This is a genomic window from Burkholderia sp. AU18528, from assembly GCF_002223215.2.
GTDB lineage: Bacteria > Pseudomonadota > Gammaproteobacteria > Burkholderiales > Burkholderiaceae > Burkholderia > Burkholderia semiarida.
Genome location: NZ_NKFC02000007.1, coordinates 114,679 through 135,967 on the forward strand (window position 1 = coordinate 114,679; position 21,289 = coordinate 135,967).

At 59.3% G+C, this 21,289-nt stretch carries 18 protein-coding genes; 9 read left to right on the forward strand and 9 right to left on the reverse strand.

Features of this window, described 5'->3' with window-relative positions; translation table 11 throughout:
- Window positions 1-9: 9 nt before the first annotated feature.
- Window positions 10-1,161, reverse strand: a complete 1,152-nt coding sequence (locus CFB52_RS27235; RefSeq protein ID WP_081059207.1) for an NADP-dependent oxidoreductase — start codon at window positions 1,159-1,161, stop codon at window positions 10-12.
- Window positions 1,162-1,279: 118 nt separating this feature from the next.
- Here CFB52_RS27235 and CFB52_RS27240 point away from each other — a divergent pair, with 118 nt between their 5' ends.
- The gene (locus CFB52_RS27240) at window positions 1,280-2,218 is read left to right on the forward strand and encodes an AraC family transcriptional regulator (RefSeq protein WP_099317999.1); all 939 of its coding nucleotides are present in this window, start codon (window positions 1,280-1,282) and stop codon (window positions 2,216-2,218) included.
- An 85-nt stretch (window positions 2,219-2,303) separates the two neighbouring features.
- On the opposite strand, the gene CFB52_RS27245 is transcribed toward CFB52_RS27240, so the two are convergent.
- On the reverse strand, window positions 2,304-3,278 hold the full coding sequence (locus CFB52_RS27245) for an oxidoreductase (protein ID WP_099318000.1): 975 nt from the start codon (window positions 3,276-3,278) through the stop codon (window positions 2,304-2,306).
- A 533-nt stretch (window positions 3,279-3,811) separates the two neighbouring features.
- Between CFB52_RS27245 and CFB52_RS27250 the strand changes: the two genes are divergently transcribed.
- Entirely contained in the window at window positions 3,812-4,465 is a 654-nt protein-coding gene (locus tag CFB52_RS27250) for an HAD family hydrolase (protein WP_059641079.1), read from the forward strand.
- A 341-nt stretch (window positions 4,466-4,806) separates the two neighbouring features.
- Here the strand turns inward: CFB52_RS27250 and CFB52_RS27255 are convergent, their stop codons facing one another.
- The gene (locus CFB52_RS27255; protein ID WP_059641080.1) at window positions 4,807-5,715 is read right to left on the reverse strand and encodes a LysR family transcriptional regulator; all 909 of its coding nucleotides are present in this window, start codon (window positions 5,713-5,715) and stop codon (window positions 4,807-4,809) included.
- A 113-nt stretch (window positions 5,716-5,828) separates the two neighbouring features.
- Between CFB52_RS27255 and CFB52_RS27260 the strand changes: the two genes are divergently transcribed.
- Genes CFB52_RS27260 through CFB52_RS27270 form a run of 3 tightly spaced genes read left to right on the forward strand, consistent with a single transcriptional unit; the run spans window position 5,829 to window position 9,901 of the window.
- Window positions 5,829-7,178 carry an MFS transporter gene (locus CFB52_RS27260; RefSeq protein ID WP_099318001.1) on the forward strand — a complete coding sequence of 450 codons (1,350 nt, stop codon included), beginning with the start codon at window positions 5,829-5,831 and terminating at the stop codon, window positions 7,176-7,178.
- 8 nt (window positions 7,179-7,186) lie between these two features.
- Window positions 7,187-8,215 carry a hypothetical protein gene (locus CFB52_RS27265; protein WP_180278272.1) on the forward strand — a complete coding sequence of 343 codons (1,029 nt, stop codon included), beginning with the start codon at window positions 7,187-7,189 and terminating at the stop codon, window positions 8,213-8,215.
- A gap of 24 nt (window positions 8,216-8,239) precedes the next feature.
- The gene (locus tag CFB52_RS27270; protein ID WP_099318003.1) at window positions 8,240-9,901 is read left to right on the forward strand and encodes a tannase/feruloyl esterase family alpha/beta hydrolase; all 1,662 of its coding nucleotides are present in this window, start codon (window positions 8,240-8,242) and stop codon (window positions 9,899-9,901) included.
- Between the two features lie 453 nt (window positions 9,902-10,354).
- Here the strand turns inward: CFB52_RS27270 and CFB52_RS27275 are convergent, their stop codons facing one another.
- The gene (locus CFB52_RS27275; RefSeq protein ID WP_099318004.1) at window positions 10,355-11,878 is read right to left on the reverse strand and encodes a UvrD-helicase domain-containing protein; all 1,524 of its coding nucleotides are present in this window, start codon (window positions 11,876-11,878) and stop codon (window positions 10,355-10,357) included.
- A complete protein-coding gene (locus tag CFB52_RS27280; RefSeq protein ID WP_099318005.1) occupies window positions 11,875-13,674 on the reverse strand; it encodes an ATP-dependent endonuclease in 1,800 nt (599 codons plus the stop codon). The genes CFB52_RS27275 and CFB52_RS27280 overlap by 4 nt, the downstream gene beginning before the upstream one ends.
- 176 nt (window positions 13,675-13,850) lie before the next feature.
- Here CFB52_RS27280 and CFB52_RS27285 point away from each other — a divergent pair, with 176 nt between their 5' ends.
- The gene (locus CFB52_RS27285; RefSeq protein ID WP_099318212.1) at window positions 13,851-14,150 is read left to right on the forward strand and encodes an H-NS family nucleoid-associated regulatory protein; all 300 of its coding nucleotides are present in this window, start codon (window positions 13,851-13,853) and stop codon (window positions 14,148-14,150) included.
- A 308-nt stretch (window positions 14,151-14,458) separates the two neighbouring features.
- Entirely contained in the window at window positions 14,459-14,914 is a 456-nt protein-coding gene (locus CFB52_RS34815; protein ID WP_180278273.1) for a hypothetical protein, read from the forward strand.
- Between the two features lie 206 nt (window positions 14,915-15,120).
- Here CFB52_RS34815 and CFB52_RS35335 read toward each other — a convergent pair whose 3' ends face one another.
- The 4 genes from CFB52_RS35335 to CFB52_RS35455 all read right to left on the reverse strand — a co-directional run bounded on the left by CFB52_RS35335 (window position 15,121) and on the right by CFB52_RS35455 (window position 18,111).
- On the reverse strand, window positions 15,121-15,411 hold the full coding sequence (locus CFB52_RS35335; protein WP_306532431.1) for a hypothetical protein: 291 nt from the start codon (window positions 15,409-15,411) through the stop codon (window positions 15,121-15,123).
- 396 nt (window positions 15,412-15,807) lie between these two features.
- Window positions 15,808-16,608 carry a hypothetical protein gene (locus tag CFB52_RS27300; protein ID WP_099318006.1) on the reverse strand — a complete coding sequence of 267 codons (801 nt, stop codon included), beginning with the start codon at window positions 16,606-16,608 and terminating at the stop codon, window positions 15,808-15,810.
- Window positions 16,609-17,262: 654 nt separating this feature from the next.
- A complete protein-coding gene (locus tag CFB52_RS35450; RefSeq protein WP_099318007.1) occupies window positions 17,263-17,481 on the reverse strand; it encodes a BPSL0761 family protein in 219 nt (72 codons plus the stop codon).
- Window positions 17,482-17,607: 126 nt separating this feature from the next.
- A complete protein-coding gene (locus tag CFB52_RS35455) occupies window positions 17,608-18,111 on the reverse strand; it encodes a DUF6471 domain-containing protein (protein ID WP_373680980.1) in 504 nt (167 codons plus the stop codon).
- Between the two features lie 870 nt (window positions 18,112-18,981).
- Here CFB52_RS35455 and CFB52_RS35235 point away from each other — a divergent pair.
- Both CFB52_RS35235 and CFB52_RS34420 read left to right on the forward strand, forming a co-directional pair.
- Window positions 18,982-20,283, forward strand: coding sequence for a hypothetical protein (locus CFB52_RS35235; RefSeq protein ID WP_257220669.1), 1,302 nt, complete (start codon window positions 18,982-18,984; stop codon window positions 20,281-20,283).
- A gap of 521 nt (window positions 20,284-20,804) precedes the next feature.
- Entirely contained in the window at window positions 20,805-21,272 is a 468-nt protein-coding gene (locus tag CFB52_RS34420; protein WP_144029769.1) for a hypothetical protein, read from the forward strand.
- Window positions 21,273-21,289 lie beyond the last annotated feature (17 nt).

Here is a 21,289-nt window from a genome sequence, read left to right on the forward strand (position 1 = left end):
TCGCTTTCCTTATTCAAGTGATATCTGCAATTTGCCCGCTCGCGGACCCCGGTACATATCGGCCACTGCACGTGGCAGTTCCTCGAAACCGCGGATCACGCGCGCATTCGGCCGAAGCCGCTGCATCCAAAGAAGCCGGGCGAGATCGTTTTCGGCCTGCAAACGCTCGTGATAAAAGGTGTCGACTGTCCACGCTCCAGATTTGATACGGCGCTCATCCAATATCCGTTCGATCTCTGGTGAAATACCGAAGGTCTCACGCATTGTTGGACGCGCCGCGGGCGTGCCTGCCGGTTGTGGTGCATACGAGGCCGCGGCCGAGCCATAGGAAAACAATCGGCCATGCCGGTTCATTCGTGCAACTACGCGGCCTGTCAACTCGCCGCCCACGCCATCGGAAAAAACGTCGATGCCTTCCGGAAAGGCAGCGGCGAGTTCATCCTCGATCTTCGGCGCGCTGTAATCGATGCAGCCGTCGATGCGAAGCGTGTCCATGACCCAACGGCATCGCTCCGGCCCGCCGGCGAAACCGATCACCCGCGCCCCGGCAGCTTTCGCCAATTGAGCGACGATCGACCCGACAGCGCCTGTTGTAGCGGCCACGGCGACCGTGTCGCGCGGCATGAGCGGGCCATACTCGCGTAGACCAAACCACGCAGTCATGCCGGAGGTGCCGAAGATCTCCATCAAGACCGATGGCGACCATTGCCTCGCAAGCGCCGGACGGAACACATAAGTCCACGGCGAGGATGTTCCATTGAGCGCCTTCACGAGTTCGCTGGGCTCCGGGAAACCAACTGGCGGATCGCTGCTGCGAATAACCTGGTACTCCTGCCACCCGGCCTGGCATGCGACGATGTCCCCGACGGCAAACGCCGGATCCCTGGAGTCAATGACTTCCGCGCATGCATAGTTGTGCGGGTCGGTGTCGCCCTCGCGAATCGTGCCCCGGATCATGCGAAGCCGGGTAGCCGAATGGATGTTCAGCAGCTTGATACGTACAAGCGCCTCGCCCGGTGCAAGGGTCGGCGTCTCCACAGTTCGCTGCTCGAAATTCTCCGGCGTCAGGCTGCCATCTACCGGCGCCCGCCGGACGACCCATTGCCGAATTCGCCCGGGAATACGCCGGCCGCCCTGATTCTCCGTAATGGTTGGATTCACGATCGACCTCCGGTCTGTCGGAAAGGGATGACGCTACGATGCGTACGGAGAATCATCGGCGATCACGGATGATGTTTGTATAATCAATCTGCCGCCTTTTCTAATAGATCGTACATTTATGGATGCACTGTCGGACGTTCTGTCGATGTTGCGAGTATCGAGCGCACTATCGTCGCGCTTCGAGGGGCGCGGTGCTTGGGCCTTTCGCTTTCCGAGTTACCGCCACGTGAAGTTCGGCTCAGTGCTGCGTGGACGCCTATGGCTATGGATGGAAGGCGAAGGGGAACGGCACGAAATGGACGAAGGCGACTTTTATCTGCTCACCTCGGGGCGACCGTTCTTTTCTGCAAGCGACCCTGCGTGTTTGCCGCTCGACGGGCCACAAACCTACCGCTCCATCCGCTCGGCGGACGGGGTGGTACGTTTCGACGGCCCCGGCACTGTGCAACCGGTGAGCCTTGCGAGTGGGCGCTTCGAGTTCGACAGCGACCTCTCGGTTTTGCTGCTGGCGAATCTGCCACCACTCATCCATCTTCGCGCCGCGGACGTCGCCGCTCACGCGTTGTCTCACGTGCTTGCGCTGCTGCGAGCGGAAACCGATGGGCAAATGCCAGGTTCCGATGTGGTCAAGGGAAGCCTTGCCACGCTCGTCCTCGTTCAGGCGTTGCGCGCGTACCTTGCGGGCAACGATGCACCAGCGGGCTGGCTCGGCGCGCTTTCGGACAGACGGATAGGAACTGCGCTTTCACTGATGCACGCGTCGCCGGCGCAACGCTGGACCATCGAGCAACTGGCAGCGGCAGTGGGCATGTCCCGTACTGCGTTTGCGCAACGGTTCCGTGCGCGCGTCGGCTGTGCGCCGCTGGAGTATCTTCAGTCCTGGAGGATGTCGCTGGCGATGACGGCGTTGTCCGGTTCGGACGAATCGCTCGCTCGAATCGCGGAGCGTGTTGGCTATTTGTCCGATACCGCGTTCAGCATAGCGTTCAAGCGCAGCACGGGGTTGAGCCCTGGGCGCTATCGGAGTGCGAAGAGAGAGAGCGCGGCGTCCGCATGAGTATGACGCGCCGCGCTCACACAGGCCGTCCCCGGGCAGGCAAGAGAATCGCTCGGCACACGCCGATAGGGCCGAGCCATCTCGATTACGCGGGCAGACTAACGCCTGTCAGTCTTTCGCTGAGCTGCCATAGCCGCTCGGCCGCGGCTGGGTCGATCGCCCAGGGAAGAACCCCGTCGAGTGGTTCGTGCGTGACAGGAACCGCGGCCGCTATATCCGCATCCTCACAATAAACGCCGCCCATGCCATCGAGCGCCGGGCTCGTCGCGCACCACACCGTGGTTGCTGCCCCCTGCTCGACCGTCTTGTACAACGAGCGGTGCGAGGCAGGGATTTGCCCATTGCGATCGCGCAGCCCCAGCGCCTGCAGTTCCGGCATCGAAATCGCACGTTGCAGCCCTGTCTCAATCCGCCCCGGATGCACGGCGAATGCGCGAATGCCTCTGGTTTCCCCTCGGCTGTCGAGCGCGACCGCGAACAGCGAGCTCGCCGTCTTTGACTCCGCGTAGGCCTTCCATTTGTCGTATTCGCGACGTTCGAAATCGGGGTCGTCGAAATCGAACGCCGCGCGCCGATGAGCACCGGACGACAAAATCACGACACGTGCCGCACCCGCGCGCAATAGCGCAGGCCATAGTCGAACCGTCAACTGGAACGGCCCGAGATGGTTGGTCGCAAAGTGGAGTTCGTGACCGCGCCGATCGCGCCCGAGCGGTACGGCCATAATTCCGGCATTGTTGACGAGCAGATGCAGTGGACGACCGCGGGCAACAAAGTCCATCGCGAAGTTGTCGATTGAGGCGGGGTCGCCAAGGTCGAGCTCAGCGACCTCGACCCTTGGAATCCCGGCGATCGCTTCGCGGGCTTTCCCGGCATTTCGAGCAGGAACGGTTATCGTCGCGCCGGCTCGGGACAACACGCGGGTCGTTTCAAGACCGATACCGGAGTAGCCGCCAGTCACGATAGCCACTTGGCCATGCAGGTCGATCCCGTTGATAACATCCGACGCCGTGCTCGTGCGACCAAAGCCACTATGAAGGGGGACTTGTTGTGACGGCATGCTTGCTCCTGTCGTGAACGATGACGATGCTCGCCGTTATCTTTGTCGGCACGTCAATCTTCACAGCCGCGGGCAAGCCCGTCCATGCTTTATCGGACGCAATTCCTATGCGAGCGTACAGATAAAGGCACAACTAGGGTGGCAACACACTCACGAGGGTCACCTGACCGTCGCTCGAGCCGGGACCTCGTTACGCCAATCGGGCCAGTATTCCGCGACGTTTTCCACGCCGGGCACGCGAGGTGGAGCCTGCATGGCGCGTCCAGTGCCGTCTGGTACACCCGGAGACGGTCTGGTCACAAACATACCAGACCCGGTCTGGTATACGATGCAACTATAAAAGGTGGTCCGATTTACGGTGCGACAGGGAACCTTGCGCGTCGACAATTCGACAGATCTCGGCGGCCGAGAAAGAGAAAACCAGCGAGAAGATCCGCGAAACGGTCAAAAGCCGGCGGCGCTCGACAGGATCCGGCTGGCTTCGTTCGAATGGCGAGAAGAACAGGCAGCTGAACTCAATTGATAAACGCAAGATGACGCATTCCGATACCGCAGTCCTGTTCGATTTTGACCTCACGCTCGTCGATTCGACAGAGGCGATCCAGTTCTGTGCGCAATCGGCCATGGCCGACATGAACCTTGTTGCTCCAAGCTCCGCCAAAATCCGCGAGTCTATCGGACTGACCTTGCATGACACGTTTCGTTTTCTTACAGACATTGACGACCCGACGCTCGCGGACACTTACACGACTCGGTATGTTTGGCATGCCGACCGAGTGATGGTGGACATGACCAACTTCTATCCGCCCGCGGAGCGCTTGCTGAGAGAACTATACGATCGAAAGGTTTCCGTCGGGATCGTATCGACCAAATTTCGCCATCGCATCGAACGTATATTGTTGAAGGCCGACCTGGCGCATTGCATCCGTACGATTATCGGCGGCGAAGACGTTCTGTGTCACAAGCCAGATCCGGAAGGTATCCTCAAGGCTCTCGCGAATATGAATACCGCTGCGAACAAGGCGATCTACGTCGGCGATCACCTCATCGACGCCGAAGCAGCACGTGCTGCTGGCACTCGTTTCATCGGTGCAATTACGGGCAGCTTGACGAGCGAGTCATGGGCGCGAATCGGTTGCATGTCCGTGACGAATAGCATCGAAGAAGTTGCCGATCTCATTGAATGAAGGGACGCGTCTGGCTATCAGCGTGTCGCTGATAGTGAGCTCGGCGATGACCAGTCGTCTCGAAGACTGTCGACGGCCGTCAACCGGTCTTTCGAACGGGCTGGCCTACAAACCCGCCATCGGCTCCACAGACCGTGCTTTCTACCATCCTCCAGCTTGACTGCAGGCCCCCCGTTTTGCCTCGTGGGACTGCAGACAGACAGTAGTAACGGATCGCTCTCCACGATCACGCAGTGCGACGGAGCGTCCGAGAACGGGCCGGAATGACTAGGAATTTTTTCGACGTCGCACAAAGCGACTCTGAAGACTGCGAATCCGTCAGGTGCTTCCCCTTCTCACAATTATTCGCGATGTGGGTGATGGTGGACAAACATCAACAACGCGTCACGGAAGTGCGACGCCGCGGGATTTTGCAAATCGTGCCGGGTGACGAGATGCAACGGCGCGCGAAACGCATGATCGCCGGCCACACGACAGTAGCGCACGCTTTCCTGATGGTAACGTTGCATCGACGCGGGCACGAGCGATACGCCGCCGCCGGCCGCCACGAGATTGATTGCCGTCACCATGCGCGGCACCTCTTCCACGACGTGCGGCTCGAAGCCCTTGGCCTGACACGCCCGAATGAAGTCCGCGTACATGCCGGGCGCACCGGGCCGACGCACGAAGATGAACGACTCGTTCGCCAGCTGTTTGAGCGACACGGAACGACTGCCGATCAGCCTGTGCCCCACCGGCAGCACCAGCAACATGCGTTCTTCGGCGAGCAGTTCGAAGCGTAAGTCGGCGGGCGTTTCGACCGGTTTGCGGAGAATGGCTGCATCCGCGCGACCGTTCAACATCATTTCGATGATCCCCGCCGCATTCACCTCGCTCATCTCTATCGAAATCTCGGGGTACATGTCCCGAAAATTGCGAATAGCGGTAGGCGTAAGCGGGTGAAATGCCGCCGAACTGGTGAGCGCGACGCGCACGGTGCCGATCCGGCCTTGCGCCACTCGGCGCGCATGGACGACCGCGTTGTTCAATTCGAGCAGTACCGTACGTGCGCGTGCGGCGAAGATCTCGCCGGGCGCCGTCAACACGACGCCGCGCGGCCGCCGCACGAAAAGCTCGAAGCCTAGTTCGTGTTCGAGCTCCTGAATCTGCTGCGACAACGGCGGCTGCTGGATATGAAGGCGCGCGGCGGCCCGCGTGAACTGCCCTTCTTCGGCGACGGCGAGGAAATAGCGCAGCTGTCTGAGTTCCATCGTTTGTCTGATATATGCGTTGGATATGGCAACCGTGTCTCATATGTATTTTACATTCAGGACATCGACACGTACGCTTGCTTCAAAAGCTGGAAGAGGATCAAAGGAGACACATGCAATCCACCTTGCAAGCGGACGTGCCCGCCTCGGCCGCAACGGCGCTCAGCCGTTCGCAAACTCGCCGCGCGGTGCTCGCCTCGGTTATCGGCAATGGCCTCGAGTGGTTCGACTTTCTCATCTACGGCTACTTCGCGAAAATCATCGCGCAGGTGTTTTTTCCTGTCGGTAACGGATTGGTGTCCATCACGCTGACGCTGGCGACGTTTGCCGTCGGCTTCGTGGTCAGGCCGCTGGGTGGCATCGTGATAGGCGCATGCGCGGATCGCTACGGGCGGCGCAAGACGTTGTCGCTGCTGATTCTGCTGATGGCAGCCAGCACGCTGATGATGGGCCTGACACCCAGCTACGCGGCGATCGGCATGGCCGCGCCGCTCGTGGTGATCCTCGCCCGTATTCTGCAAGGGCTCTCCGTGGGCGGCGAGTTCGCGACGGCGGCCGCGATGCTGACGGAATACGCGCCGCCAGGACGCAAGATGTTCTTCGGCAGTTTTCAGATGACGTCACAGGCCGTCGCGCTGCTACTGTCGTCGCTATGTTCGTTCTTGCTCACCACACATCTGTCGCACCAGTCGCTCGTGACGTGGGGTTGGCGCGTGCCGTTTCTGCTCGGCGCGCTGGTCGGGCCGGTGGGCTTCTACATTCGGCACAAGGTCGGCGAGTCGCCGGAATTCGTACAGTTGCGGGAACGGCTTGGACATGCGCCACGTCAGTCGCTGCGGACATTCATTCGCGAGCGTGGCGATGCGGCGCTCTGCGCGATGGGCGTCATCATCGTTGGAGCGGCAACCAATTATCTGTGGCATTCCTATATGCCGCTCTATGTCGAGCACCAGCTGCATCTACCGCTCAGGAATGCGCTGTTCGGCACGGCGATCTCCGGCTTGATCGGCATCGTCGGCTATCCGTTGGCAGGGATGCTCGCCGACCGCCTCGGCGCATATCGGCTGTTCTTTCCGGTGACGATCGTCTGGGTATGTGCTGCCTATCCGCTTTTCGCGTGGGTGCTCGCTGCGCCTTCGCCCGAACGCGTGTTCAGCGCGCAGATCATCGCGACGGTCGTGCTCAGCGTCATGTCGGGCGCGCACCCCGGTATGCTGACGCAGTTGTTTCCGACGGCCATGCGTTCGACGGGCGTGGCGCTGTCGTACAACGTGGCCGTCACGCTGTTTGGCGGGCTCGCGCCGCTCACCGTCTCGACCTTGATCGACGTCACCGGTTCGCGCATCGTGCCGGCGTGGTATCTGGTGTTCGCCGGCATCGTTTCGTTGCTGCTGGTCGGGTTCACGGCATCCGGGCGACGCTTGCGCCGCGAGCCGGACCTGTGGCCGGGTGACACGGCGTGAGCATCGCGATGTGCCTTCCCCGGGACCATGAAGTGCGTCCACGTAACGAAGTACCCGTCAAGGTCGTCGCCAGTGAGCGGTTGACCGTTTCGACGTCACGCGGCGAAGCCCGCGTGCCGCTGTTCACGGGCGGCAGCGTCGCGCCGGCGACCGCGACGCGGGTCGTCGTGATGCTGCACGGCCGATTGCGCGACGCCGACGCATACCTTCGATCGACGCAGCGCGCGCTCGACTCGTCCACGGCCGCTTCGAACAGCGTGATGCTCGCCGTGCCGCAATTTCTCGCGACGGCCGACGTCGCGTATCACCCGCTGGCGGACGACTGTCTGCATTGGGAATGGACCTCGTGGATGGGCGGACTCGACGCAATCGGTCCAGCACCGCTCAGCTCATTCGATGTGCTGGATGCGCTCATCGAACATTACGTTCGAGGCATGCAGGGCGGCCGCTATCCGAGGCTGCGCGAGATCGTGATCGCAGGACATTCCGGTGGAGCGCAGGTCGCGCATCGGCACGCGATACTCAGCAATGCGACGGCATGTTGTCTCGCTCGCGGTGTGAAGGTACGTTACGTCATTGCGAATCCTTCGTCATATGTGTACTTCGACGCTTGGCGTCCGCATGGCGAAGGCATCGATCACACCGCATGTGCCGGATTCAACGAATGGAAATACGGCACGTCACGACTTCCCCGCTATGCGGACGGACTCGACGCGCAATCGCTCGAACGTCGTTACGTCGATCACGACGTCACCTATCTGCTCGGCACGCACGACGACGATCCGGCGCACCCGGCTCTCGACCGCTCATGCGAGGCGATGATGCAAGGCCCGCACCGCCTCGCTCGCGGCCGCGCGTACTACGCCTATCTGCGCGCCCGGCATCCGGAATTGCGGCATGAGCTCCATGAAGTTCAACGCGCGGGGCACAGCGGCGACGCGATGTTCGTATCGCAGGCCGGCGTGTGCGCGTTGTTTGGCCCCTCCGTTCGGCTCGCCGAATCTCGCGTCGAGCAGGAAGGCGGTGCTCTCGAATAGCAATCCATTCATCTGGAGACGACGATGGACAACAAACCGTTGTGGTGGGCGCTCGCCCTTAGCCTTTGCATCAGCGCGTGCGGCGGCAATGAATCGGGCGGCGGCGCTTCGGCAAGCTCGCCGCCACCGCCACCACCCTCGGCCGCGACGCAATGCGCGGCATTGAACGGCCTGGCGATTCCGGCCTCTTCCATTGCAGAGCCGACCGGCGGTGCGGCGGTCACGAGCGCGACGCTGGTGGAAGCCGCCGGAGAATATTGCCAGGTGAATGGTGCCATCGCTCCTGTCGATCCCGCGGCGCCGTCGATCCGGTTTCAGGTCAATCTGCCGACCAACTGGAACCGCAAGGCGCTGCATTACGGCGGCGGCGGCTTCGACGGTACGCTGATTACCGGCGTCGACGCACTCGACATGGCGCCAACGGGCACGCCGACGCCGCTTGCCAACGGCTACGCGACGTTCGGCGACGATTCCGGGCATCAGAGTTCCAGCATCACGGACGGCAAGTTCGCCATGAATGACGAATCGCTTGCGAACTACGGCGGCCTGAGTCTGAAGAAGACGCACGACGTCGCGATGGCGCTTATCAGAAAGCGCTACGCGAGCGCGCCCGGCAAAACCTATTTCTTCGGCAGTTCGACAGGCGGTCGGGACGGGTTGAGCGAAGCGCAACGCTGGCCCGCGGACTATGACGGTATCGTCGTGAATCGCCCGGCGCTCAACTATACCGGGCTGCGTTTGAGCAACGTCGTGCTGGGCCGCGCACTCTACTTGAACAACGGCGCAGGCTGGCTCGATGTCGCCAAGACGGTGCTGCTGCAAAATGCCGTCATGAGCGCGTGCGATGCGCTCGACGGCGTCGCCGACGGCATCGTGTCCAACGTGGCGGCGTGCAACGCGCAATCGGCGACGGTGTTGGCGTCCGTGCGCTGTCCGAACGGCGTGGATTCGGGCAACACCTGTCTGTCGGATGCGCAGATCGCGACCGTTCAGACCATCGCCGCGCCGTTGCAATTGCCTTATCCACTTGCGAACGGCGTGACGCGATACGCTGGCTACAACATCCTCGCGGGTTCGGTGTTCGCGGGGCCCTACACGACGCGTGATCTCGGCGAATCGAAAGTACCCGCCAATCCTGCAGGAAAGAAAGATGCGAACCAGTGGGTGACAGGCGATCAATGGGTCAAGTACTTCGTCACGCGCGTACCGACATTCGATTCGTTGACGTTCGATCCGGTCAATCCCGGTACGTATGCGTCGCGCGTCCAGGCGCTATCGGCACTCACCGATGCAACGAGCACCGACCTGAGCGCCTATGTCGCGAAAGGCGGCAAACTCATCATGACGCACGGCCTTGCCGACGAAATCGTGAGCACCGACTCGAGCACCGACTATTACACCGGTCTCGTGCAGCGTTTCGGACAAGGAACGGTCGACGGCTTCGTGCGGTTTTATCTGATGCCGGGGGTCGGACATGGCACGGGACCGTTTCATCCCGCCATTGATTCGCTATCCGCACTCGACGAATGGGTAGAAAGCGGCAAGGCGCCTGAAACACTGACGATGAGCGACCTCAACGCCGCTACGCTCGGGAGGACGCGCCCGTTGTGCCGCTATCCACTGTGGCCAAAGTATATCGGCGGCGATGTAAAGGCCGCGGCAAGCTTCCAGTGCACTAACTCGTAGCGTGCGCCGGCGGATTTTCTCGCAGGCGAAGGTCACGCTCGGCGATGATGAGTTCTTGTGAACCAGGCGCCAGTTGCCGGTTCGACGCGCTGCCGGCGCTATATATGCGGGAGCCGGCAGGCTCCCCGCGTGTTCGCCACCAACCGGTCCGTCTTGGGCCTTCGCGGACACGGGCGTCCGTCTCGCCCCTCCGAACATTCTGACCGTGCCGACGCAGCACACCGATGAGGTTACTGCCGTCTACCCGTCAGCGAGCAGCCAATTGAGCGACGCAGAGCCTGCCATATACCGCTCCTCTGGCTAGCAGCCGCGCAGCGGCCGCGACACCCAATAAGCACGCCAACGAGGAGGATATGGTCACGTAAGCATATCTTTTCGAGAACCAAGCATATCCGTACGGGCGCGCGAGCAGACCGCATTCCTGCCGTTTGGTCGATCTGTTGACGTGACGACTTATAGCTTCAAGAGAGGTGACGGATTGGACCGTGGAACGACGAGTGTCAGATGCTCGCACGCCCGGCTCAGCGCAACGTAGAGCAGGCACCGATTCTTCTCGTTGGCAACGAGGTTGTTGGCGTCACACGGGACCAAGAGCGCTCTTCGGGTTTCCAGCCCCTTCGACTTGTGGATAGTGCTAATCGCTTGATGCGGCAACTGGCCTTTTCGTACGCCACGTTGATGCGTCAATTTCGTGAGAACGGTATTGATGTTCGGTTCCGTACGCATCTGGCGTGCCTCAGCGAATTCCCGCCCAAGATCGATCCGGACGTCGCGAAAATTTGTGCTCCTCTGCATCAACTGATGAATCAGCTCGAGTCCGGCGCCGACGCCGACATGATTCGGGTTCTCTAAGATGAGCCGCGCAATGGACTGGATCTCTGCTGGCTTGCCGCGGCTGGGCTTCGCACATTTCGTTTTCAGCTCCTCGATCAGCCGGTTGCCATATGCGGTTGCTGAGAAACCCTTCCCCACGGCCTCAAGAAAGGTGCACGTCGCCTTACCAAGTGACACAGGGTCGCCAGTAGCACGCCGGCAGCTTGCGAGGAGGTCGTTGAGGGCATCTCGGGTGTAACCTTCCCAAATGCGGATTCTCCAGCCAAAAAACGCATTGAGCCCCAACACAGTGGCCGTGTGGGGAGTAAGGATGAGTAGGTTCGGACTGCTCCGAACCAGCGAGTCGATCGGCTTCCGTGAAGCTGAGTCCAACTGAAACGCGCCGTAGCGCTGCGCCTGATTATCTCCCCGCAACACATGCAGGCCCTGCGGTAAGCGGCCCCGGAGATCGACGAGCCCCCCAGCGCTCAGACACTCCCGTTGTTCCAGCACCCATGTCCCCAGCCCTGGCGAACCGTTATTCCACCTATGCGCCGTATCCAATCGCTCGAATGAATCCGCCTCATCAACGAGTCGTCGCCACTGGAGCTGCAGCGCTTCACGCTCAACACCGGCCGCGAAAATCGCTTGCATCGGGTCACCGAAAAATCGGAGCCGGGCACCAGCTCGGGATAACGCGTCAACGATACCCTGCTGGTCGTTGCTGGCATCTTGGTGTTCGTCGCACACAATTACCGGATAGCGCTCAGCCAATGCCCCGGTCAGTGCAGCGGACCGATCGAGCAGGAGACGTACGCGCCTTGCCAAGTCGGTATAGCAGTCTGGCCCACGGTCAATCGACCACGCAGGAATATCAGGCGGCAGATCTAGGGCGCGGTGGTAGACCTTCGCGACCATAGCTACCAAGGAATCGATGGTGCCTATCTGCAGTTTGGCTCCGAGGTCGGCCGTGCGTGACGAGAAAACGTCACATGCAGCATGGGTATGGGCCAGTATCAGCACCCGCTGACCCTTGCGGAGCTCGCTTGCGGCATGGCGCGCGTAGCTGACAGCCTGATGCGTCTTGCCAGTGCCGGCTGGCGCCTCGACAACGACGCGATGCACACTCGAGCGTAGTGCTTCGACCACCGACGCATCGCTCATTTGTTCCTCGGCTCTTTTTCAACGGGCGCCGGCTCGCCCTGTGCTTGGACAACAGCGTCTAGGAACGGTCGCAACAGTTCGTCTAGATGATTCTCCCAGACATCCATCTCCCTCACTTTCGCTGCGAGTTCCCGGCCGCCCTCGATACTCTTGAACCACGCTGATGCGTGCGCTTTGAAAGGATTGCGCTGGGCTGCCGGTTCGTCCCGCAGCGCTTCGGGCACGGAGCCGGTCGCGGCCTGGATGATCCAAGGCGTCAGCGGGTGCGCTTTCCGCGGCAGTTCATCAGGGGCACCGGCTTGTTCGAGTGCGCGCTCTGTCAATGACTCGAAGGAGGTCGAGGTAGTCTCTAGTCGGTCGGCGAGCGTTCGCAAGCGCAGCCCCGTTTTACTGTCGGTCGGGTCGGTAATCAACGCTTGCACTTGGTCAGGTGCAAACATCGGAATTACGTTTTCCTCCAAACACCCGGTCCTCCATTGAAACAGGCGCGCCCCGACTCGCTGCTTTACCGCGCCCCAACGTCCCTGGTTGCGGTTCTCGTTGTCGACAAAGCCCGCGAACTTCACCCCACCAGTCGACAGTGCTTCCAGCAACATCAACGCGTCGTCGTTGCCGCCCCCGTCGGCGACATACACACCCCGATCGCGCCAACCCGAGAGCTCTCGATCGAGCAGCGCTTCCAGGAAGCCGACCTCGGTCGCGCCCTCTGCGACAATCGTCAACCGAGCCAGGAATGCCTCCGGATCCCTAGCAAGATGACGCGCGATCTTCTCCTTTGGAAGAGCACCAACTTGGCCGCCCGTATCAACGTACCAGACGGATGCAGGAGCCGCGCCACTCAGTACCGATGCGCTATGTGTTGTTACGAAAGCCTGTCCAGGGCGATCGATAATATGCTTAACGAGTTGGCGTTGACGGTAAGGTTCAAGGCCGCGTTCCAGTTCGTCGACCAGCGTAATTGGATGACCGTCCTGCAGCGTGTCGGCTATAGCCAAGGCTCCGAGCCGACGTGTGCCGGAACCCCATGTTGCCAGCGGTAGCACAACGCCATCCTTATCTGCCGTAAGACCGATGAGCGAGTTAATCGACAATCCCGCGCTGCCAGTAAATGCGAGACCCAGTTGGCTTGGCAGCCGACGCGCCTGGAACTCCCGGCCAAGCACCTCCAGACGATTGCGTGGCCCATCCTCCAGGTGCTGATCCACGGAATCGGCCGCAAATTCGCGTCCGAGCCGAGCGCGGAGGCCACGATCATTAAGCAGCCGATCGAGGTTGGAGCCTTGCACCAGTCGCAGGTCCCGGTCGTTGCGATCGTCGCCAAGCAATCGCACCAATCCAATCTCACGGCGCAAGCCAACCGAAAAGGTTGTAACAGTCTCGTCTGGTTGAACGATTTCGTAGACCAACTCGAGGTCGGCTGTACCACGGACTCGCGCCTTATAGACTGCAGGTCGGATACTGCCCGCGTTTTCTTGGGCTGCCGCATCGGCGAGCACCGCGTTCTGGCCATCCCATTCCCAAGGCCACGCCATGCCAAGCTGACGATTCACTTCCCCTGGCATCGACATCGTCGCCTCAATTACGAATTCGTCTTCTACTTGGCGGCCAAAGTAGTCCGAGTCCACCAAGGTGTAGCTCGTAGTCGGGCTGAGCAATAGCCCAATGGCTTCCAGAAGCGTTGTCTTTCCGACGTTGCCGCCACCCAATAGTAGATTGAGCCCCAGCGCAGGCCGCCAAACCAGTTCTCGAATCCCGCGAAATCGTTCAATACGAAGAAGCTTGATGTCCGCAGCCATGGAGTTCCTCAACTGTAAAGGATAGCCAAGCACATTCTCAATTTTCTGGACTGAATGCCTGTAGGCATTTTCTCGTAGCAGCGACGCATGGTTTGTTAAGCGTGACGAAGCTACCTAGCCAATCCTGGTGCTGAAAAGGTTATCATGTGCTCGACATATACCAGAGGAGCATCCATATGGCGACCTACAAGGAACTTCGCAATCAGCTTGAAGCTCTGACCCAGAAGACCGAAGCAGCTCGCTTAGCAGAATTCCAAGCCATTGTTGATGATATCCGCGTCAAGGTCGCGGAATACGGTATCACCGAGAAAGACATCTTCGGTCGGCAGCACAATCGCGCGGCGAAGAAAGAAACCGCGCCGGTAAAAGCGAAGTATCGCGATCCGAAGACCGGCGCGACCTGGTCGGGCCGCGGCCGCGCACCGGCTTGGATCAAAGATGCGAAGAACAGAGACCGCTTTTTGATTGAGGAATGAAATCTTCGTGAAGCACGGCAGGCCGAGAACTCTCATGCTTCGCGGCTCGCCGAACATCTTCCCGCTGTGCAGAGAGAGCAGATCGAACGGCCACCGCAACGCTTTCACGTTGCACCCCGACGAAGTTTCGTACAGAAAAATCGCTTAAGCTCGCGTCAACGAGGCTTGCGCCTCTACGATTTGTTCAATTTTTGGAAGCACAACCGCGTTGGTCGTTGTACTGGCAACTTGGCTAGGCATAAAGAATCTTCGTCGCGTGCCGTTATGTCCGCATGTCGGATCCCCGACATTCCCAAGGACATGAACAAATGAAATTGAAAGAAATGATGCTGGTGCCAGCCTTGATCGCAGTCGCGATGATGGCGGGCTGTGGTGAGAAGCAGGAAAGTCACGAACAAGCTTCTGCGGCGGCATCGTCGCCCCAGTCGGCTCCGACCCAGCAATCATCCGAGGCACCTTCGACAAACGGCTCCACCGCCCAATCGCAGGCCACTGCGCAGCAATCAGCGCCACCGTCGCCGTCGACACCGGAAGCAGACGGGTTAGTACGGGTGCACTTCGACGAACTTTTCAACGTCGATTCAAATGGGGGCCTTACTCCGAAGGTTCCCATTGAGGTCAACGGCACCCAAATGACGCCAGGCGTGACGTTTGGTGGCGGCGTCCAGTTTGGCGGCTTTGCTTTCGGCCAAGCCGTTGGTCATGATTTCAGCGTTCGCCGACTCCCAAACGGGTTCGTGCAGCTCGTCAAAGTGTACAACTAACTCGCGGCGTGCTGGACCAAGCGTTTCCCACATCCTTGCCTGGCAGGCGCGTAAATCCCGGTAGACGCGAACGCTCCTCATTTTGCGTCTACCGAACCAATAGCATGGTAGAGGGGAACCTGCCAATCCGAGCGCTCCCTAGCGCTTCCGAAGACGTAGTCGCCGTAGCGCCGTGGAGACTTGCGGAATCCGCCTTCGGTCTGGATTCAGCCTGCGAGCGCATCTCCTATCCCCCTCTCAAGGTCACGCAACATGACGCGCAGGTCGTGATTCTCGCCCACCATTGCACGAACGACGGATGGATTCGCCTGCACAAGATGTTCGAGGTCCGCGTCATACAGTAAGTGAAGCGCCAGGGCAATTGCACAAGACCGCGAATACCCGCCTTCACAATGGACGACGATCGACGCGATTTCGTCTGGCAGGGCCTCAACGAACGTGCGAGTCGCCTGCGCTTGCTCCGCGGCAAACGCATCGTGGACTCCGAAAATCGACATCCGCGAAGCTCACGCGCAGTAAATGATCAAAACCGTCGAGGTTCGCCGGCGACCGGTCCCGTTATGTGATGGAGACAATCGCAATCGACGAAAGACGCGACAACCTTTCGGCGTCGGCCCTCGATAGCGCGATCACTTGGCGAGCGCCGCCCGGCGGCCGGTAGAGCCTACCAACGATGTCTTGCAGACGCCGTGTCACACTTCCCTCGCTAACTGGGCCGCGGTATTTGTGAGTTCGGCCTGCCCTTTCCACCAACTGCGACATCCTCAGGCTGCCAGGCAGGCGCTCCACGGTCGCTGTTAGCAGCGTTGTCGATGACTAGCGTCATTGCGATCGAGTCCCCGTGCGAGCGGGATGTCGAGAAAGACCATCGAAGTCGCCTCTCATCGTCCGGATCACGTCATCGACTCTACCGCGCCCAGGACCTTCCGTACTATCTGCACAATGTCATCCGCTGCATCGACTGGCACTGGCCTCAATCGTGACAGTTCCACACTGGAACTCACCACGCGCGCGTATGCCATGCCGTTCACAACCCTTACCTTTAGCTCGACTTCGCGCAAGGGCTCTGAATTGCCACCCGCACGCTTCATGACAGTGACGGTCACAGAACCGAGCCATGGAAAAGGCCCCTCAGTTTGTATGTTGCCGCGGTATTTCAGCGCCTCTGCAGCCCGATGCCAGACACTTTCCTCCGAACTGACTTCTACAGTAGCAATGCAGGCCGCCGCCGTTGCGAAATCGCTGCTCTCCGGGCTCGCATCAGCACGGATTTCGACTGTCGTAAGAGACCATTGAGCGGCCCAGTATTTCGCGATGGCAAGCAATCTTAAAAATCCGTCATCTGTCTGCATCGCCTCGAGCGGCGTCCGATCGTTGAGTGCGCCCCACCGTGTAGTGAGATACTTCAATCGGACAACCGCCTGGGCCGGACGAATCAGGCGACAGATTTTTCGCAGCCGGCGATGGTTATAGTCAGGAGCGGCGAAGAATGCCGGATAGTACGGCGTCCCATCCACATGGACCGAAAACACGTTGCCGCTGTCTTCCAGTCGCGCAAGTTGCTCCATGCTGATGCCCAGACGTTCTGCAAAGAACGGCGCAATCAGCAATTCTCCCGCGAATACCATCCGTTTCAAATGCAGACGGGTGTCCGCGAATTGCTCAGGGATAGAAGCGAGCGTTGTCGTATCCATTGTCCTATGCCATCAACGGCCGACAAAATTGGCGGAGGCGGTGGCCGTGACACCACTTCCCTGTCTTGGCAGCAGTCGGCGCAGAATCACCAACGCAGCCGCCCTATGCACACTGCCTATCCCCAACCTCGCACCACCAAGGAGCACCGATGCTTTTCCACCCGGTTACTTCGTTTGCACGCTCCGGAGCCCCCGAAGGGCGGCTCCGTCAGAGCGGCTTGCAGGCTACGACGCGGGTTGATCTTTGCCAGCTCCAGCGAGCAGCTGCAAGGTGACGTCAGAGTACGACTTCACGTCGTTCACCGCGCACCACCGTTTCCACACGTATTCCGCATCGAGTGACCAGCCCTCTCGGCCGACCAGTTGATACACGCGGCCCGACCGAGTCTGGCCACGCAATGTTGCAAGGTCGAAAGTCGTGATCGCGGAACTAACGCGCCCAGTGAAATCGAGCGTATCGGCACCGACGAAATGCCGGGTTCCAGCATCTATCTCGAAGATACGCCAGCTCGATAGCGTGACGTTAGGCGCTTCGTCAGACGACGGCAGTCTCCAGATTGGCACCGCAGTCTCCCGTGCTGAGTGAGCTTGCAGCTCGCATAAGTCAAGCCGGTCAATCCATGAGCCGAAGGGCCCGGCGCCGCACCTGCCACTTCATCGGCCGGGCCTCGCGCGCATCACCGGCATTTCCCAGCACGCCGGATACATGGCGCACGTCAACTCGATGTCGGCCGGCCCCGGATAGTGGCGCAGCAACCTCTTGGCGGCCGATGCTACGTCCCGAGGTATGGTGTCGGGCGGCAACCTCGATAGCTCCACGAGAAACGCGCGCGTCCTAAGCACCGCAGCCGTGCGCTCGCTCGGCGTCGTCATTGCTCTGCCCCTTGGCTTTGCCGGATCGCAGGAATCAAATGACGGGCGATCTAAAACCGTTACCAATATACGGTTTCATTCTAGCCACAGACCCGTGATTGGCAAGGCAACTTCGGCGCGGAACAGCTATTCCGTTGTAGGGGGGACCCCCTGCATCGCAGCCGAAATGAGCGCATGAGAATCAACATATGCGTCCATGCTTTGGCTTCTGAGCACGGCCATACATTGAAGAAAGAACGTCAGCGAGAAGTCGCCAGCCGACAGATGCGAGAGCATCGTCTTGGCCGTGGTGCTCGCCCCTACAACCGCGAGACGGTGTAGCAATTCGTCTGGCGTAATCCACGGTTGCTTTGCAAGCTCAGCCGCTAGAACGGCCTGTGCACGGGCTTCCCAGGTACCTTGCGACGCAAGCGCCTCAGCCCACAGGGCCGGCGGATGTGCCCCTGTCACGCGAATGATCTGAAGTAGAAGAGTGAACTTGACAGAGCCACGTGCGACCCGAGAGATAAGCGGGCGCTCGTCTTCGTAGACGCCAATCTCAGCAAGCGCTTCGATTAGTTCTCCGTAGCTGCAATCCTCTCGAGCCAACGCGACCCGGATTACACGGGAAGCCAGACCTGCCCAGGACATGTCCGCCTCGCTCACAGGAACCTTGAAATTTGAACGTTTCCGGCTAAATTAAACTGTGACGGAAGCCTCACTTTCGATCACCTCGCGAAACGCGGGAAACAGAAAACATCTCCGTAACCGCATACGGCCCTGCCGCCGTCGAGACCCGCAACGAACAAAAACTACAAGTGTATCGATGGCCAGCCGCGCTACTTCAACGGGCAGTTGCGGACAAAACACAGCATCGGCGCAGAAACGCGGCATACGCCGCCGGCGAAGCACCAACAGGCCGACAAGCGAGCAAGTGCTTGACGGCCGCAGCAACGACATGGCAGTATCGGACCCACCCCATTGGGGTCAGGTAGACATTATTCTATTTTAAGTTATACGTGCTCGTCAACTGGCGGGATGCACTCGTTCCGCCAATCAATCGAAAGAGGACGACAGCCTTACGATTACCTAAACGAAGTCACAGAAAAAACGCCCAAGGATGCGGGTCCTTGGGCGTTCATTCGGTGCGCCCCCGAAAAGGCTCACCTGTGCTACTACGCGTGCGCAGGATGCCATAGACCGGGGGGCGTTGTCAACTCACGCCTGTACGAAACAGATTTATGGCAAAGAACTCCGATCTGACTTGCGACACCTGCCCCCACGCGCGACAAAATCCGCGCGATTTACCCATGCCTCCTTGGGCGAGAGCATACAAGCGCCCCTCTTCGGATGAAGTCACGTCGAAGTCGAGCGCCGCGGTGCACAGCCACCTCCCTGGGGTAGTTGTCGCAGCTCTCCGCCAATACGCCTCAGCGCCGCGAGCACTTCCTCGGCATCCTCGGGACATCGTTGGTTGCTCCGTCGATCCAACCCTCGCTCAGTGTGTGCGAGGAGCTTGACATGGCCGGCAATCTCACCTCCCGCATGACGGCGCCAGCCGTTCGCGAAGCCATTCCCCCCGAAGATTCGAATCCGCTTTTGGCGAGCATTCCACCGGTCCCATCTCTGCAAGAAGCGATGGCGATGACGGAAGAGCAATACCTCGATGTGGATCTGACCGGCCTTTCCAATACGGAAATTGTTGCGCGACAGTCAGCCGGCGCCATTATCACGGATGCTGACCGTGCACGTATTCTGATCAACCTTATAGGGCAAGTCCGAAGCTCCTATCGAGACAGAGATCTTCGGATGAGCGATTATCGGAACTATGTACACGAAACCAATACCTTTTTGCATAGAAGGCGAAACACCCAGGGACACGAATTTCCATCTCTCTACGGCATAGCGCCCAGAGCAAGGTCGCGTGGAAATATTGTCGCCATGCCTGTACGCATGGGGAGAAGGTCGTTTGCAAGTGCAATTGAATCCGTTATCGGGCGCGGCCCCGTTGTGACGCGAGTTGAAACAGCAAATGGTTTCACCGAATATCTCCAGCTTCGCACCCTTCGAATGAATTGGCCAATTGGCGGCAAGACTACCGGGTGGACACAGAATTTCATTGGTGCATTCGACTGTGCATTTCAAACCGAATACGCAAAAACTACGCGCAGCCCATTATTTCGAGAGCGGGACTCACTTCCAGCAATATGCGCACTTGCTGTCGTATCGCACCTTGGGCTGCTCATCGTCGAACGGATCAATGTCGAGGACACTCGTACTGACGCCGCAGACTCAACATGGGGTGCTATCGCGCAATTTACGAGGATGACAGGCATTCCGGTCTTATGCCTTCCCACTCCTGGAGCGGCCGTCTTATCGCTCTCGAATCTATCCGGCTCAGTAGGCGACCTTACATCAGGTGGCATCGTCGAGTTTAGTCCACCAGGCAAGTCAAGCGATAATCGCTGGATCGTTATCTGCCGCACGCAGTTCGCGGCAACGCTCGGTGTCGCCGGCATCGAGGAGATGCCAGATTGGTTCCCCGATGCGGCATACGAACTGACATTAGGATATCCCGGCCTGCTGTCCAAAGTCCTCGTCGGTATCGCGCAACATCTGATTTCGGCGAATGTTCGCTCTTTCGACGAGAGACTCTTTAAAAAATACGCCGAACGTATCCTCGTCCTGGACCAGCACCACATCGATTCGATTAAAGATATCCGAAAGGGCGGCTCTTATAGACCATCCACCCTTATTCGCCACGGAGACTGGCTCTCGTTCGGAGAACTCGCCTCTACACACCTAAAAGCAGAAATTCACTGAGTGGAGATATCGCGATGTTCAGAACCCTATATGCGCCCACACCGTTAGAAACCCCATTCAGTCTGCTCGTTACGCTCGCCATGACGACAAGAGATGGCAAGGTCAGAAAAGCGGCTACGCGAGCGCTTCAGGGCGGCCCTCAACTACTGCAGACTTGTCCGTGTCGACTGTCGCGCTTTTGTGACCTGACCGATTACTTTTATGGTAATCCTCGGGAAGTATTACGAGAGCGTACGCTTTACCCGTTATATCTCGGGTGCATGTCAGAATCCATGGCTGATCAGATGGAGGCGCAAGTATGTGACGGAATTTTGGGTCGCTCTTGCGGTCCAGTTCTTCCATTGCCGTTGCACGCCGCTAATCGCTATGGACTCGATTGTCCGGAATGCAGCGAACACTCGAAGCTCCTGTCCGGAAGGCGATGTTCGCTGGCATTTCATTGCATCCCCCTTCAAACTCGCTGCCCTATTCACGGCCATCAGTATCGACTAGCCGATCCCTGCAGTTCAGAAGAGATGCGCATGATCACTCCGGATAATGCCGGCCGCAAACGGAATAGTGCGCGTTTGAGCGAAACACTTTATAGCTTCCTAAATACGCGCGCCAGCAGAAGCCAGATGGACGAACTTGAAACATGTCTTCGGCGACGTAAGTATATGTGCGAGAACGGCCGAGTAAAGCGAACGAATTTAACTCATGATTTTACAGCCCGATACTCCGAGGGCTTTGAGGACATAAGGCTGTCTGCGTGGGCCAACAATGGTCGTATGATTGCACACATCATTCATTGCTTGGCGAGCCCTCGTGTGGCGGCACACCCCGTAGAAGTCGCCTTATTGCAGATCGCGCTCACGGATATCGAATACACCAGCCCGATAGCGAGTAAAAATCATGGCAACCGCTCAAAAATCCGCACGCGGGCTAACACACCGAAGAGAAAGAAACGAAAGCTCGCCAGTATCGAAACCGAGGATCATAAAAACATATAACCCGTCTCGCGGCGAGA

Excerpts from the sequence above, each read along its gene's own strand:
- CFB52_RS27240 (WP_099317999.1), top strand. The coding sequence starts at position 1,280 with ATGGATGCACTGTCGGACGTTCTGTCGATGTTGCGAGTATCGAGCGCA.
- CFB52_RS27245 (WP_099318000.1), bottom strand. The coding sequence starts at position 3,278 with ATGCCGTCACAACAAGTCCCCCTTCATAGTGGCTTTGGTCGCACGAGC.
- CFB52_RS27250 (WP_059641079.1), top strand. The coding sequence starts at position 3,812 with ATGACGCATTCCGATACCGCAGTCCTGTTCGATTTTGACCTCACGCTC.
- CFB52_RS27255 (WP_059641080.1), bottom strand. The coding sequence starts at position 5,715 with ATGGAACTCAGACAGCTGCGCTATTTCCTCGCCGTCGCCGAAGAAGGG.
- CFB52_RS27260 (WP_099318001.1), top strand. The coding sequence starts at position 5,829 with ATGCAATCCACCTTGCAAGCGGACGTGCCCGCCTCGGCCGCAACGGCG.
- CFB52_RS27265 (WP_180278272.1), top strand. The coding sequence starts at position 7,187 with ATGTGCCTTCCCCGGGACCATGAAGTGCGTCCACGTAACGAAGTACCC.
- CFB52_RS27270 (WP_099318003.1), top strand. The coding sequence starts at position 8,240 with ATGGACAACAAACCGTTGTGGTGGGCGCTCGCCCTTAGCCTTTGCATC.
- CFB52_RS27275 (WP_099318004.1), bottom strand. The coding sequence starts at position 11,878 with ATGAGCGATGCGTCGGTGGTCGAAGCACTACGCTCGAGTGTGCATCGC.
- CFB52_RS27280 (WP_099318005.1), bottom strand. The coding sequence starts at position 13,674 with ATGGCTGCGGACATCAAGCTTCTTCGTATTGAACGATTTCGCGGGATT.
- CFB52_RS27285 (WP_099318212.1), top strand. The coding sequence starts at position 13,851 with ATGGCGACCTACAAGGAACTTCGCAATCAGCTTGAAGCTCTGACCCAG.
- CFB52_RS34815 (WP_180278273.1), top strand. The coding sequence starts at position 14,459 with ATGAAATTGAAAGAAATGATGCTGGTGCCAGCCTTGATCGCAGTCGCG.
- CFB52_RS35335 (WP_306532431.1), bottom strand. The coding sequence starts at position 15,411 with ATGTCGATTTTCGGAGTCCACGATGCGTTTGCCGCGGAGCAAGCGCAG.
- CFB52_RS27300 (WP_099318006.1), bottom strand. The coding sequence starts at position 16,608 with ATGGATACGACAACGCTCGCTTCTATCCCTGAGCAATTCGCGGACACC.
- CFB52_RS35450 (WP_099318007.1), bottom strand. The coding sequence starts at position 17,481 with ATGACGACGCCGAGCGAGCGCACGGCTGCGGTGCTTAGGACGCGCGCG.
- CFB52_RS35455 (WP_373680980.1), bottom strand. The coding sequence starts at position 18,111 with ATGTCCTGGGCAGGTCTGGCTTCCCGTGTAATCCGGGTCGCGTTGGCT.
- CFB52_RS35235 (WP_257220669.1), top strand. The coding sequence starts at position 18,982 with ATGGCCGGCAATCTCACCTCCCGCATGACGGCGCCAGCCGTTCGCGAA.
- CFB52_RS34420 (WP_144029769.1), top strand. The coding sequence starts at position 20,805 with ATGATCACTCCGGATAATGCCGGCCGCAAACGGAATAGTGCGCGTTTG.